Here is a 13168-nt window from a genome sequence, read left to right as displayed (position 1 = left end):
CCGGTAACGATTGACGGATAATGAACGCAGCATGCTGCGAGGAACAGTCCGAGACGGAACAACGAGTGGGCAGCGCCGCAGTAGGGCCCGGCTCCAGCTGAAGGAGGTGCAATGTCACGCGCAATTCACGTATTCCGCACTCCTGACCGATTCATTGCCGGGACGGTGGGTGAACCCGGCGACAGGTCGTTCTATCTCCAGGCAGTACACGAGGCGCGAGTGATCAGCGTCCTGCTGGAGAAACAGCAGGTACAGGTCCTGGCCGACCGGATGGGACTTCTCCTCGAGGAAGTGCACCGCAGGTTCGGGACGGACGTTCCTCCGGAAGGGGCCGAACTCGACGACGCCAGCCCGCTCGTCACTCCGATCGACGCCGAGTTCCGGGTCGGGACGATGGGCCTGGGCTGGGACGCGGACGCCGGAGCCGTTGTCGTGGAACTGCTCGCCGTCAGCGAGACGGAATTCGACGAGTCCGTCGTGCTCGACGACTCCGAGGACGGACCGGACGCCGTGCGCGTGTTCCTCACCCCACTGCAGGCGAGGGACTTCTCCCTGCGGTCCGAACGGGTCATCGCCGCCGGCCGCGCACCGTGCCCGCTGTGCGGTGAGCCGCTCGCCCCGGAGGGACACATCTGCATCCGAACCAACGGGTACCGCCGCGGCCAGAGCTTCGGACTCACCCCGGAAATGGACGAGGAGGACTGACGGTTGCCTGCCGAGGAGTCCGATCCCCTGGAGTCCGGCGAGCTGACCCTCATCGGCCAGATCACCCACGCCAGTAACGCCACCCTGGTCTGCGACGCGGCCGCGGGTGAGAACACCGTCCGCTGCGTGTACAAACCTGTCCGCGGGGAACGCCCGCTGTGGGATTTCCCGGACGGCACGCTCGCCGGACGTGAGGTTGCGTCGTATCTCGTGTCCGAGCAGCTCGGGTGGGGTGTGATACCTCGCACTCTGCTGCGGGACGGCCCGTTCGGCCCGGGGATGGTGCAGCGGTGGATCGACACCCCGGACCGGCACGCCGACGACACCGGCGGCCTCGACCTGGTCGACATCTGCGCCCCCGACGCCGTCCCCGCGGGGTGGTTCGAGATTCTGCGCGCCACCGACATGGACGGCGAACCGGTCGCGCTGATCCACGCGGACGACCCGCGCCTGCAGCGGATGGCCGTCCTCGACGTGCTGATCAACAACGCCGACCGCAAGGGCGGCCACGCGCTCGAGGGTCTCGACGGTTCCGTCTACGGCGTCGACCACGGCATCTGCCTGCACACGGAGAACAAACTGCGGACCGTGCTGTGGGGGTGGGCAGGGACGGAGGTGCCGGGCGCCCTCGTCGTCGACATCGCCGAACTCATCTCCTCGCTGGAGGGCGACTTCGGTGCGCGGCTCGGCGAGCACATCACGTCCGACGAGGTCGCCGCGCTGTACGAGCGCGCCGTGGATCTGCTCGCCGCACCCGTGATGCCCCGGCCGAACGGTCACCGGCCCATCCCGTGGCCCGCGTTCTGAGCGACCTGTTCGGAGCCCGGCGGGCGGCGGCTCCCTCCGAGGCGGAAACGCGGGTCCATTAGGCTCGCTGTCATGCAGTCTTGGTCCGAAACCGCTGTCCCGTCCGTTCCAGGCCAGGGGCCTCCGCTGCGGTTGTTCGACACCGCCGACCGGCAGGTGCGCCCCGTCACTCCCGGACGCACGGCCACGATGTACGTGTGCGGTATCACCCCCTACGACGCGACCCACCTCGGTCACGCCGCCACGTATCTGACGTTCGATCTGGTGAACCGGATCTGGCGTGACACCGGGCACGACGTGCACTATGTCCAGAACGTCACCGACGTGGACGACCCGCTGTTCGAGCGCGCCAACCGCGACGGCGAGGACTGGGTCGTCCTCGGCATGCGCGAGACGGCACTGTTCCGCGAAGACATGGAAGCCCTCCGGGTCATCCCCCCGCGCGACTACATCGGCGCGGTGGAATCGATCGGCGAAGTGATCGAGATGGTCGAGAAGTTCGTCGCGTCCGGCGCCGCCTACATCGTCGACGACGCCGAATTCCCCGACGTGTACTTCCGCGCCGACGCGACGGAACAGTTCGGGTACGAGTCCGGCTACGACCGCGCGACGATGGACAAGTTCTTCGCCGAACGCGGCGGCGACCCCGACCGGCCCGGCAAGCAGAACCCGCTCGACGCGCTGGTGTGGCGCGCGGTCCGGCCGGGTGAGCCGTCCTGGCCGTCGCCGTTCGGCCCCGGGCGTCCCGGCTGGCACATCGAGTGCTCGGCCATCGCCCTCAACCGCATCGGCTCGGGCTTCGACGTCCAGGGCGGCGGCAGCGACCTGATCTTCCCGCACCACGAGTACTCCGCGGCGCACGCCGAGTCGGCCACGGGCGACCGTCGCTTCGCACGCCACTACGTGCACACCGGCATGATCGGCCTCGACGGCGAGAAGATGTCGAAGAGCCGCGGCAACCTCGTGTTCGTGTCGAAGTTGCGCGGCGAGGGCGTCGACCCGGCCGCCATCCGCCTCGGACTGCTGTCCGGGCACTACCGGCAGGACCGTCCGTGGACCGAGCAGGTTCTCGCCGACGCCCACACCCGGCTGCAGTTGTGGAAGGACGCCGCCGCACTCGAGTCGGCGCAGTCGGCCACCGACACGATCGCCCGGTTGCGCCAGCATCTCGCGGACGACCTCGACACCCCGAAGGCGCTCGACGCCCTCGACGGCTGGGCCCGCCGCGCCCTCGACAACGGGGGTTCCGACACGAACGCGCCGAGCGAATTCGCTGCGGCCGTGGATGCCCTGCTCGGTGTGCGGCTTCGCCGCCCGTGAGTACTTCTTAACCGCGGGCGGTTAACAAGTACTCACGGGTCAGGCGAACTCGAGCGCACCCTCCGCGGGCGTCGGGACGCGTCGGCGGAGGGGCGAACCGAGCGCCTGCGCCAGGTCGGTGCCGTCGTGTTCGGCGAGTAGCTCACCGTCGGACCACACGAGCAGGGTGGCGCTGACGCTCTGCTCGGCCGTCGAGTGCGCCAGATCGTAGTGCGCGCAGCCCGGCACGCCGCCGTATGTGATCCACAGGTCGAACCCGGTCATGAACAGGTCGAGGTCGAATTGGACGCTGAGGCCGAGCAGTTCGGCCCGGCCGTTGTCGTCGACGCCGGCGAATGCTTCGTCCAGTGCCAGCAGCCGCGGGGCGTGCGGGTCGGCGGAGTCGAGCATGACGTGTGCTGCGGCGAACAGCGGCAGGTGCAGTGAGACGGACTGCTCGCCGCCGGAGAGTGCGCTGTGCCGGGCGACCGTCAGCCTGTCTTCGTTGCCGTTCCCGCTGATCAGGGTGAACGAGAACACCCGCCACCGCCGGTAGTCGAGGGCGGACGCCAGGATCTCCGGGTACGACCGTTCCGGGTGGGCGGCGCGGGCGGTCCTGATCTGGTGGGCGAAGTGGGCGCGCATCGTGGCGAGTTCGTCCGGGCCCAGCGCCGAGGTGTCGCGCTCGAGCAGTTTGGAGATGGCCTTCGCGCTGTCGTCGAGGTTGTCGGCGAGGACCCAGTGGACGCCGATGGTGTTGCCGGACGACATCCGCCGCTCCCGCATCTCGGTGCCCATCCGGGCGATGAGTTCGCGGGCGTCGACGGTGCGTTCGTGGATCTGCTGGGCGAGACCGGTGAGCAGCGCATCCTCCAGGATGCGGCGCTCGGATTCGGTGAGCAGCAGTTCCTGATCGGAGCGCGCGGACGCGATGCGGGCGGCGAACTCGCCGATCGACGAGTAACCCTCGTCGTCCTGCACCTGGACCACCGTCAGGCCGTCCGGCGCGTCCCACTGCAGCCGGTAGTCCTGGCCGGCGGCCGCGAGTTGTGCGTCGAAGTCCTGCAGCGCGGTGGTGAGCGCGGTCCGCGTCGACTTGCGTGCCGAGTCGCTGACCCGAACCGATTCGGTGGCGCCGTCCAGCGCGCGGAACAACGCGTCCGCTTCGGGCGGCAGGATCGGGGTGTCCTGGTCGGCGTTCTGGATGCGGTATACCAGCTGTTCGGCGCTCATCCACGCCGCCGTGCTGGCCGGCCACGTGTGGCCGCCGTCGACGCCGAGGAGTTCGAGCAGGTCGCGCCGGGCGTACGGCGCGAGGTGGGCGGCGTCGGCGTGGGTTTCGGTGAGCGCCAGCCGAAGCGTCTGGACGGCGGTGTTGTACGCGCCCTCGGCTTTGCCGATGGCCTCGCCCGCATCCTTGTCCGCCTTGCGGGCGTCGCGCTGCTCCTTCTTGCACGCCTCGATCCGCGCGTGCGCTTCCTCGAGTTGCCGGTCCAGTTGCTCGGCTCCTGCGCCCAGTGTGTCGCGGAGCGTCTCGAGGCGCTGGATCTGTTGCGCGAGGACCTCTTCGGCGACGGCGGCTTCCTCCGCGAATTCCTCCGCGTTGCCGCGCGCCTCGTGTAGCCGGTCCTCGGACTGACGCGTGTGCTCGACCTCCTTGCCGTGTTCGCGCCTGCACCGCTGCACCATCTCGCCCTGCTTCTCGAAATGCCGCACTGCCGCGGCGAGCGAGTCGATCTCGCGGGCGACGTGGGGAGTCCGGTGCGTGGATGCGGTGGCCCGGAGTTGCTTTTCCTTCGCGGACAGGTCGGCGATGGCCTGGTCGAGTTCGCGGCCGACGGCTGTCGCGGTGTCGGTGCGGCTGCGGAGCGCGCCTGCCGATTCGGTGACCTTCTTCAGCGCGGTGAGGATCGATCCGGTGCGTGGCAGGGACTGTGCCGCCACGGTCGTCCGCGTCAGCAGCGCTGCCGCCGCATCCGCTGATGCCGTTGTGTCCTCGAGCCGCGCCCGGGTTTCCGCGAGCGTCCTGTCGAGTTCGGTGATGCGGGCGGCACGCCTGCGGGCCCGCGCGGTGGTTCCGATGTACTCCGCATCCGATTTCGAGTGCCGTCCCCGCTGGATCCCCTGGCGGTACGCCCCGTCCCCGGCGACGCCCACCGGACCCTCGGCGAGGTCGAGGGATTCGACGGCGATGGATTCGAGGATTCCGCGCACGCGCTCGTCGGGGACACCGGTGTCTTGCTCGACGTCGAGAACGTCGGCGAGGGTCCTTCCGGTGGGCCGGGCTTCGGCGGGGAGGGCCACGAGGAAGTGTTCGGCTTCGACGTCCGGGAGCTCGTCGTCGACCGTGACCCAGCCGTCGAGGAGATTCGCGGCCTCCAGTGCGGCCTCGATTCCCGCCGCGACGGCGGCGTCGACACCATCGGCGAACCGGACCAGACGCCAGAGCGGCGCACCGGTCAGCCCGGACCGCGCGTCGTGCCTGGCCGCCGGGAGCGGTGGGGCGTCATCGTGCTCGGATTCGATTGCCGCGCGAGCCGATTCGTATTCGGCGATCGCCTCGGCGGCGGCGGCGGCGTCGCGGTCGTGCTGCTGACGACGCAGCCGGAGTGCGTCGACGGCGTCCGTGGTCTGCTCCGTCAGTGTCTCTGTCAGAGTGGCGGCGTCGTCGTCGCCGATCCCGCGGAGGGCGGTGTCCAGTGCGTCGAACAGCGCGGCGGGCGCCTCGATCTCGGCGTAGAGGGACGAGTGCTCCGTCCACCAGGAGCGGAGTTCGGTGGCGCATCGGCTGCGGGCCGATTCGACCGCGGTCTCGGCTTCGAGGACGGCCACCTTCGCGGTGTCGAGTTGCTCCTGGCCGCGACGTGCCGCGTCGTCGGCGCGGGTTCGCTCGGTGGCGGCCTTCTCGACGGTGACGAGCGCGGCCCGGACGGCGCGAAGGTCACCGTCGCGCTCCTCGGCGTGCCCGCGCAGCGCCGCAGTCAACTGGTCGGCGCGCGCGTCGTCGGGGAGTGCGGTCCAGGTGATCCCGGCGTCCTCGGCGGCGGCGTGAAGTTCGTCCTCGGCGTGGGCGAGCGCCTCGACTGCGCGGGTGACGGCGTCGCCCGCCTTCGCGTGCTCCTCGGACCGCTGTTCGAGGGTCGCCTTGGCCTTGCGGGCCTTCTCGGCCTGCAGTTCCGTCGACTTCTCGAGCGTCGACACGGCCTGCGCCAGGTCGTCGAGTTGCGTACGCCCCTCGTAGGCGGTCGAACGCTTCAGTGCGTCCAGAGTGGCGTTGGCCTGGTCGAGTGCGCGGTCGGCGGCGGTGAAGCGTTGTTCGGCGGCCTCCCGGCTCGCCTGGCTGCGCGCCCGGTCGGCTGCCGCCCCGTGGAGGGCGGTGATGCCGGACCGCACCGCGTCGAGGCGGGTCGCGAGCTGGTCGACGTCGGTACGCGCCTGCTGGCGAAGGTATTTCGCGTACACGCCGACGAAGCTCTGCGCCGCCTGGTCCGCCGCCGCCAGCCCCTCGAGTGCCCGGCCGACTTCCTCCATGTCGCTGAACGAGCGCGCCGCCTCGAGGACGAGTTGTTCGTCGAGGGGGCGCAGACCGTCGGTGAGTGCCTGCGACAGTCCCTTGGGGTCGAGGTTCTTCGCGAGCTGGGGGCGGCGTAGCGTGAGGATGAGGTTGATCAGCTGGTCGTAGCGCTGGACACCGAGCCCGAACATCCGTGCGTCGACGGCGGCGCGGTAGTCGAGCGGCCGGTCGGTGATGGAGTCGGTGCCGATCTGTTCGCCGAGTTGCTTCTTCGTGAGTGGACGGTCGTCGCTGCCGAGCAGGGAGAAGTCGACGCCGACCCGGCCGTCGGCCACGAAGTACCAGCGCGTGACCTTGTCGTTGGTGCGGGAGGCACGCATGCCGATGCCTACGGTGACGGCCTCGGGGTCGTCGTTCGCGCCGCGGCAGAACTCCATCCAGACGTACGAGTACGCGCTCTCCTGCCCGCGGTACAGGAGGTTCGACTTCATGGTCCGTTCCTCGCCGGCGAACGGGTTGAGACGGCGCGGTTCGATCCTGCCGTCGAAGACGAACGGGAACAGCACTTCGAGCGCCTTGGTCTTGCCGGAACCGTTGGGGCCGCGGAGAACGAGGCGGCCGTCGGCGAAGGAGAACTCCTGATCCCGGTAGTCCCAGAGGTTGATGATCCCGGCTCGGGTGGGCCGGAAACGCGCACTCGTCATGCTGTGATGTCCTCGCTGTCGTTCGCTGAGCTCTGGAACAGGTCGATCTCCGGTGTGCGGTCGCGGATCGTGACCACCACACCGCGGTAGCGGGCGAGCGCCGGGAGCGCGAGCACGCCGCCCGGCACCGCCGCGGTGAGGCGCAGCCGCTCGAGCAGCGCCAGCGCGGCGCGGCCCAGGCCGTCCGGGTCGGCCTGCCACCCGGCGGCGAACGTGCGCCCGAATCTGTCGGTCAGGGTCCGGACGGTGCCGGTGATCCACTCGTCCTCGACGACCGGGAAGAGCCGGTCGGCGGGGGCGGGCTCGGCGGGTTCGACTCCGTCGTGGCCTGCCAGGCTGTCGAAGATTCCGGACTGCGGAATCGCGCTGTCGACCTGTTCGACCAGGTCCTCGGACCGGCCGCGCGGCAGCGGCATCCGGGCGATCTCCGGCGTGTCGGGATCCAGGACGCGATCGGCGATCTCCCCGGCGAGCAGCAGCGCGACCTGCGCGACCGTCCCCGTCCCGGGGAACCGGACGTCGGAGAGCCGCCCGGAGGAGTCGATCATCGCGACGCCCTCTTCGCGCCGTTCCGCGACCAGTCCGGTGAGCAACGCGACATCGGCTGCGGTGCGGGGGAGCGCGAGCTGCACCAGTTCGTGATCGTCCAGGTCGGCGGCGTAGACGACGGGCCGTTCGACGAGAGCGCGCCGGACCCTCCGCGTCGTCTCCTTCACGTCGACCGTCCGGGACGTCCCGAACTCCGTGGCGTCGTCGTCGGTCATCGATTCCGCGCCGGCGAGCAGACCGCGGATGGAGCGGAGATGCTGCAGTGCGCGCGGCGGCCGGAACAGGGCGATGACGACGGACCGGTCGATGTCGTAGAGCGCTTCGCCCGCATCGGGATTGGCGGCCCAGCCGCCCGCGTCACCATCGGCGAGGGCGATCGCGCCGCGGGCCGCGAGCCAGCCGACGGCGTCGACGAACGCGTCCCGATCGGACGCGCGTTCGGTGGACAGGTCCACCCCGTCGACCTGCGCGGCGTCGGCGGCGACGTGATCGGCGAGTTCGGACAGGGTGATCTGGTTGCCGGCGCGACCCAGCGCGGCCAGCGCCAACGCGAGGTAGGCGTAGCGGTACCGGTCGAACGTGCGGTCGGTGGCCGTCTTGGCCGGGGTCCCGGCGTCGAGTCGGTCGCTGACCGTGAACAGCCGGGCGGTCGTCTCGGTGACCTCGAGCCGGTACCCGAAGAGCGTCATCAGATCTTCGCGCAGTTCGGTGGCCCACCGGCGGAGCAGGGGAAGCGCGATCCGATCCGGATAGGTCTGTGTCACCAGATGATTCGACAGGATGACGCGGGCGGCGCGCTGATACGAATCGAGGGCGAGCGGTGAGATCTCCCGTGCCTTCACCGAACGCTCACCTGCAGTCCGTCGAGGTGCAGACGTCCTCGGGCGGTGTGCACCACCGTCGATTCGCTGTGCGGGCTGAGGGTGAGCTTCACGCCGTTCTCCGATCCGGTGCTGCTCGTGACGCGGCCGCTGACCGGTACCCGCGCCGTCAGTGCGGCGTTCAGCAGGCTCAGCAGCACATCGGTTTCGGACTCGTCGAGTTCCCGCTCGTAGACTCCGCCCCGGGCCAGCGATTGGGCGGCGGCCGCGCGAAGTCGTTGTGCGGTCAGCTGTTCCTCCCGCAGGCGGCGCACGCTGCCCTCGTTGCGCTGCACCCGCGCGGGCAGGCCAGGGGACGGCGGACGTCCGGTCTCGGCCAGCGTGCGGGAGATCTCCACGGGCTGCGCCTCCCACCACGACCGGGTGTCGGGAATGATGTCGGCGTCCGGATGCACCATCGAGAGATGGCGCGGACGCCCGAGGTCGAACACGGCCTGGAACAGCGCGTGCGCGGCGTCTTCGTTCGGAGTCGCAGCGAACCAGCCTGCGAGGTGCCGCAATTGGCTCTCCCTGCTGACGCCGCCCTTGCGGGTCTCGGTGACGCGGCGCAACAGCGACAGGACGGCGGCGATGGCGCTCATCGTGCCCTCGCGCAGGCGTTCCGACTCGCTCGGACCCGCCTCGCTCCCGACGAACCAGTGTGTCAAACCGGCCCACCGGGCGCGCCAATCGGCTTCGCGCTCTTCGACATCGAGGAACACCCGCTCGTCGCTGGCGGCGGCCCGCGCCACCATCGATTCGACGCCGGTGTCTTCCACGAGCGCGATGGCCGCGGCGAGTTTCGGCGCATACCGCGACAGGTCGGAGCTGAACTCGCGCATGTGTGTGAGGAGAGCGTCCTTGTGGGACATGAACGTCTCGGGGGTGATCTCCGTGGTGCGGACGAGGTCGCCCAGAGTCAGATAGAACTGGGCTGCGCGTCCGGCCATGTCGGACAGCGTCGAGTCGAGTCGGTTGAGTTTCCGGTACACCAGGTCGTTGTCGGCGGCGCGATTCGCCGCGGCCAGGTCGTTCATGTCGGCGAGGAGGTCGGGAAGCGCCAGCCGGGACAGCGACGCGTCGTCGAGCCGGGCCGCGAGTGCGTCCTCGACCGCTCGGAACACCTGGTAGCCGGCCTGACTGAACTGGTAGACGAAGTGCCGGTTCCGGTATTCGGCGAGCGTCGAGGCGCGCGTTCCGTCGTAGCTGCGCTCGAGCACTTCCCAGACGTGGAGTTGCTCGAGCAGGGGAGTGACGTCTCCGGCGCCGAGTTGCCCGGCCGGGTCGTCGCCGGCGAGGCCGTCCAGGATGCGGGCGACGTCGCCCGCGTGGAGCAGCACGATGTAGTTGGCGCGGGCGTGATCGAAGGCCCGCAGCACCCACAGGTACTCCGCCCGCTTCTCCGCGGTGGCGAAGGAGAACAGTTTCAGCCGGTCGTCCCGGAGCGGGGGAGCGACCGCCGGACGCGCGGCGCGCAGCCCCGACGGGGACCGACCTGGATCGCTGCCTGATTCACTCACCGTGACAGGTTATGCGGTCGTGCAGCGGTCGAGCGAACGCCGTGCCGACCTGCGCCGACATCTCCCGACGAGCGAGGCGGGGAAATCAGAGGACGAACAGCACGAAGACGATCGCGACCAGCACGAGCGCCAGCCCGACCGCCGCGGCGACGAGCCAAGACGCCCGGGAGGCGTTGTCGGACTCTTCCCCGGACTGCGCGACGGCACGCGGTTCCGGCGGCGTCGCGACCGCCGTTCCGCCCGACGCCCGCGCGGAGGCGCCCACCGCAGCGGCGGACGCGGGGTTCTGCCCGCGGGTGGCCGGCCGGTTCGGGGTTGCGGACGTCGACGGCACGGGCTCGCCGACGACGGCGTCGATCACCTCGGTGACGTCGTACGACGGTGGCAGGCCGATCGGGGTCACCTTGTGGGTGGTCGGATTGAACCCGGCGGCGCGGATGGCGGCACCGAGCGCCGAGGTCTGCTCGGGGCCCGGGCCGACGACGCACCGGACGTCGAACTTCTCGCCGATCGTGGCCGCGAATCCGTGAACGGCCGCGGAGTCCCTCGCGATCAGGCCGTCGCCCGTGACGACCACGGCGTCGAGGTTGCTGGGCAGCCAGCCGAATGCACCGAGCGCGGTCGCGATCTGGGCCGTCGGGGAGCCCCCCGAGGAGAACCGGAACGCCTTGCCTGCCTCCACACCCGAGCGGATCAGCGCGACCGTCGATCCCGTGTCGTCGACGTGGTAGATGCCGACCAACTGCCCGGGGCGCTCGGCGATCTCGGATTCGAACCAGGCCGCGGCGGCTTCGGCGTCCGAGACCAGGGACAGGTACGACATGTCGGCGTAGTCGAGCGCGTCGCGGAGCGCTGCGACCGCAGCCGAGTCCCAGCGGGTCGGGTAGGTGGCCATGATGTCGGGGGCGCCGCCCGTCCGGCCGCCGTGGTCGGGGAGAGGTTCGCACTCGCGGAGCAGGCATCGCATCGCACCCGCGACCAGGTCTTCTGCGCGGTACCGCGATCCGTCGCCCACCGCGACACCTGCCGGGTCGCCGACGCGGGGAAGGAACCCCGACACGGTGTGGGTGTCGCCGATCATGTGCGGCGCCGATCCGCCGAGAATTGCGGTGCCGTCCGGGCACATGTGCAGGACGGTGTCGCGGACGATGACGACCGGATCCGGGGATCCTGGATCGTTCGACGCCACCACCGCGGTGGACACGACACTGCCGATCCTGAGCCCGACTCCCATGGACATGCAAGAACCCCTATTCGTGTTGCGAACGGATTGCGACTTCCGTCAGGCCCGTCCGACTCGGTCGGTGAGGCCACAAGATGTACATCCTGCTACCAGAGGGTGCTTGTGCGCGCCATCACGCGCGGCGTGGCGTGGTCGTATTGCACACAGTCGGGGAGTTTCCGCCTGCGGCGAGTGATCGGTCAGGTCACCGTCGGGCGATCCAGGCCGTCCGGCTGCCGCGGACCGTCAGGTCGCCGCGGTGCAGGACGCTGTCGGGGCCGTCGTCCGAGAGGAGGCGATCGAGAGTGTCGCGGTCGTCGACGGCCAGTTGTCCGTCGAGGGCGGAGCGAACACGGCTCAGAAACGTGTGTGCGTAGCGTCCGGCGCTCGGCGGGGCCGGGGTTGCCTCGCTGGTGAAACTGCGCTCCTCGACGTCCACGAAACCGGCCCGCTCGATGTGGCCCCGCCAGTTCGGGTGCGCGTTCCAATCCATCCGCGCCAAGGCCTCGTGGCAGCGCGACTCCAGGCCCGGGCGGCCCATGCCCAGGTTTTCGGGCAGGAGTCGGGGCAGCGCGTCCATCTCGACGACCACCAGTACGCCGTCGGGGTTCAGCGCGGCGTACATGTCGCGGAGTACCCGGTCGGGGTCGGCGACCTCGTGCAGCGAGGAGGCCGCCCACACGACGTCGGCGGCCTCGACCGCGGGCCAGCCGGCATTCAGATCGGCGTGCACGCCGATCACGCGGTCGGCCAGGCCCTGCGTGTGGGCGGCGGTGCGGATGCGCTCGAGCATCACCTCCGACCTGTCGATCGCGACGACCTCGGCGGCGGGGAACCGCCGAGCCAGTGTCAGGCTGCCGGCGCCCGTTCCCGCGCCCACGTCGACGACCCGGTGCGGGGTCTCTCGGACGCGCAGCCCGGCCCAGTCGGCCACCTGGTCGAGGTAGGAGCCGAAGATCTCGGCGTCCAGGTCGAGGAGATCCGGCAGACCGGCGTCGTGGGCCGAGGTGTGCCCGCCATGGTGCCCGCCGTGGTGATGCGAATGCTGTGTCATGCCTCCAGGCTAGTCACGTTCTGCTCCATGCGCATATACTCTTGCGTATGACGCAAGAACTCGGGTTGGACGGTGTGATCCGGCAGCGCATCCGGGGCCTACGGCTGGCCCGCGGCTGGTCCCTCGACGCGCTCGCCGCCCGCTGCTTCCTCAGTCCGTCCACGCTGAGCCGCATCGAGACGGGCCACCGCAGGATCGCTCTCGACCAACTGGTTCCGATCGCGCGGGCTCTCGGCACCACGCTCGATCAGCTCGTCGAGTCCGTCGACGACGAGGACGTGGTGATCCGGCCGATGCCCGAACAGGCGCGAGGACTCACGACCTGGTTGCTGTCCCGCGAACGCGCCCTCCACGGCGCGACCGTGGCGAAGATGCGTATCACCCCCGAACGGCCCGCGGGCCCGGACCACGTCTGTGTTCATCCCGGTCACGAGTGGTTCACGGTCCTGTCGGGGACGGCCCGCCTGCAACTGGGGGAGCGGACCATCCTGATCGAAGCCGGTGCCGCAGCGGAGTTCTCGACCATGGTGCCGCACTCCATCGGAGCCCACGACGGTCCGGTGGAGATTCTCACGATCTTCGACCACGACGGGGAGCGGGCACACCTGCACGCCGCGGACGACGCCCCGCCGGCGTAACGTGCGCGCCGGCAACGCACGGCCCCATACGATGTGAGCGGCATCGGCGCCGCCGAGAAGAAAGGACGGACATGTCGTCTTCCGACACCACGGGCGAGACGGAATTCCCGGCGAGCATGGGGAAGGTCTCCCGCCGTGAGCTCGCGTCCCACGGCTACACGCGTTTCGATCAACTGACGACGGTCACCGCCAAGGAGCTGTTGAAGATCCACGGCGTCGGACCGAAAGCGATCCGGATCCTCGAGGCGGAACTCGCCGAGCGGGGACTCGGCTTCGCCGGCTGAGCGGAGCCGGAG

10 protein-coding genes are annotated in these 13168 nt (G+C 70.1%); 5 read left to right on the top strand and 5 right to left on the bottom strand.

The features are described from left to right. Nucleotides 1-111 precede the first annotated feature (111 nt). The 3 genes from I1A62_RS11000 to mshC all read left to right on the top strand — a co-directional run bounded on the left by I1A62_RS11000 (nucleotide 112) and on the right by mshC (nucleotide 2832). Nucleotides 112-705, top strand: coding sequence for a DUF3090 domain-containing protein (locus I1A62_RS11000; protein ID WP_087557007.1), 594 nt, complete (start codon nucleotides 112-114; stop codon nucleotides 703-705). Between the two features lie 3 nt (nucleotides 706-708). Continuing rightward, nucleotides 709-1512, top strand: a complete 804-nt coding sequence (locus I1A62_RS10995; protein WP_124395191.1) for an SCO1664 family protein — start codon at nucleotides 709-711, stop codon at nucleotides 1510-1512. A gap of 72 nt (nucleotides 1513-1584) precedes the next feature. Beyond that, nucleotides 1585-2832: a cysteine--1-D-myo-inosityl 2-amino-2-deoxy-alpha-D-glucopyranoside ligase gene (mshC, locus tag I1A62_RS10990; protein ID WP_219458713.1), complete on the top strand. Its 1248-nt coding sequence runs from the start codon at nucleotides 1585-1587 to the stop codon at nucleotides 2830-2832. Between the two features lie 39 nt (nucleotides 2833-2871). Here the strand turns inward: mshC and I1A62_RS10985 are convergent, their stop codons facing one another. From I1A62_RS10985 to I1A62_RS10965, 5 genes are all read right to left on the bottom strand, one after another. Continuing rightward, nucleotides 2872-7029 (bottom strand): TIGR02680 family protein, encoded by a 4158-nt coding sequence (locus tag I1A62_RS10985; RefSeq protein ID WP_219458712.1) that lies wholly within the window; start codon nucleotides 7027-7029, stop codon nucleotides 2872-2874. Continuing rightward, nucleotides 7026-8420 carry a TIGR02678 family protein gene (locus I1A62_RS10980; RefSeq protein ID WP_219458711.1) on the bottom strand — a complete coding sequence of 465 codons (1395 nt, stop codon included), beginning with the start codon at nucleotides 8418-8420 and terminating at the stop codon, nucleotides 7026-7028. Before I1A62_RS10980 ends, I1A62_RS10985 begins: the two co-directional genes overlap by 4 nt. After that, complete coding sequence (locus I1A62_RS10975; RefSeq protein ID WP_124395211.1) at nucleotides 8417-9868, bottom strand: TIGR02677 family protein; 1452 nt, start codon at nucleotides 9866-9868, stop codon at nucleotides 8417-8419. Before I1A62_RS10975 ends, I1A62_RS10980 begins: the two co-directional genes overlap by 4 nt. 175 nt (nucleotides 9869-10043) lie before the next feature. Then, nucleotides 10044-11198 carry a hypothetical protein gene (locus tag I1A62_RS10970; protein WP_219458710.1) on the bottom strand — a complete coding sequence of 385 codons (1155 nt, stop codon included), beginning with the start codon at nucleotides 11196-11198 and terminating at the stop codon, nucleotides 10044-10046. Nucleotides 11199-11385: 187 nt separating this feature from the next. Then, entirely contained in the window at nucleotides 11386-12234 is an 849-nt protein-coding gene (locus I1A62_RS10965; protein WP_219458709.1) for a trans-aconitate 2-methyltransferase, read from the bottom strand. 47 nt (nucleotides 12235-12281) lie between these two features. Here I1A62_RS10965 and I1A62_RS10960 point away from each other — a divergent pair, with 47 nt between their 5' ends. Further along, nucleotides 12282-12872 (top strand): helix-turn-helix domain-containing protein, encoded by a 591-nt coding sequence (locus I1A62_RS10960; protein WP_206010972.1) that lies wholly within the window; start codon nucleotides 12282-12284, stop codon nucleotides 12870-12872. A gap of 71 nt (nucleotides 12873-12943) precedes the next feature. After that, the gene (locus tag I1A62_RS10955) at nucleotides 12944-13156 is read left to right on the top strand and encodes a hypothetical protein (protein WP_124395184.1); all 213 of its coding nucleotides are present in this window, start codon (nucleotides 12944-12946) and stop codon (nucleotides 13154-13156) included. The last annotated feature ends 12 nt before the right edge of the window (nucleotides 13157-13168 follow it).

It is taken from the genome of Rhodococcus sp. USK10, assembly GCF_019378875.1.
In the GTDB taxonomy this organism is placed as follows: Bacteria; Actinomycetota; Actinomycetes; order Mycobacteriales; family Mycobacteriaceae; genus Rhodococcus_F; species Rhodococcus_F pseudokoreensis.
Note: the sequence above shows the minus strand (reverse complement) of the source record. Positions and strands in the feature narration are given on the sequence as shown.

Excerpts from the sequence above, each read along its gene's own strand:
- I1A62_RS11000 (WP_087557007.1), top strand. The coding sequence starts at position 112 with ATGTCACGCGCAATTCACGTATTCCGCACTCCTGACCGATTCATTGCC.
- mshC (WP_219458713.1), top strand. The coding sequence starts at position 1,585 with ATGCAGTCTTGGTCCGAAACCGCTGTCCCGTCCGTTCCAGGCCAGGGG.
- I1A62_RS10985 (WP_219458712.1), bottom strand. The coding sequence starts at position 7,029 with ATGACGAGTGCGCGTTTCCGGCCCACCCGAGCCGGGATCATCAACCTC.
- I1A62_RS10970 (WP_219458710.1), bottom strand. The coding sequence starts at position 11,198 with ATGTCCATGGGAGTCGGGCTCAGGATCGGCAGTGTCGTGTCCACCGCG.
- I1A62_RS10965 (WP_219458709.1), bottom strand. The coding sequence starts at position 12,234 with ATGACACAGCATTCGCATCACCACGGCGGGCACCATGGCGGGCACACC.
- I1A62_RS10960 (WP_206010972.1), top strand. The coding sequence starts at position 12,282 with ATGACGCAAGAACTCGGGTTGGACGGTGTGATCCGGCAGCGCATCCGG.
- I1A62_RS10955 (WP_124395184.1), top strand. The coding sequence starts at position 12,944 with ATGTCGTCTTCCGACACCACGGGCGAGACGGAATTCCCGGCGAGCATG.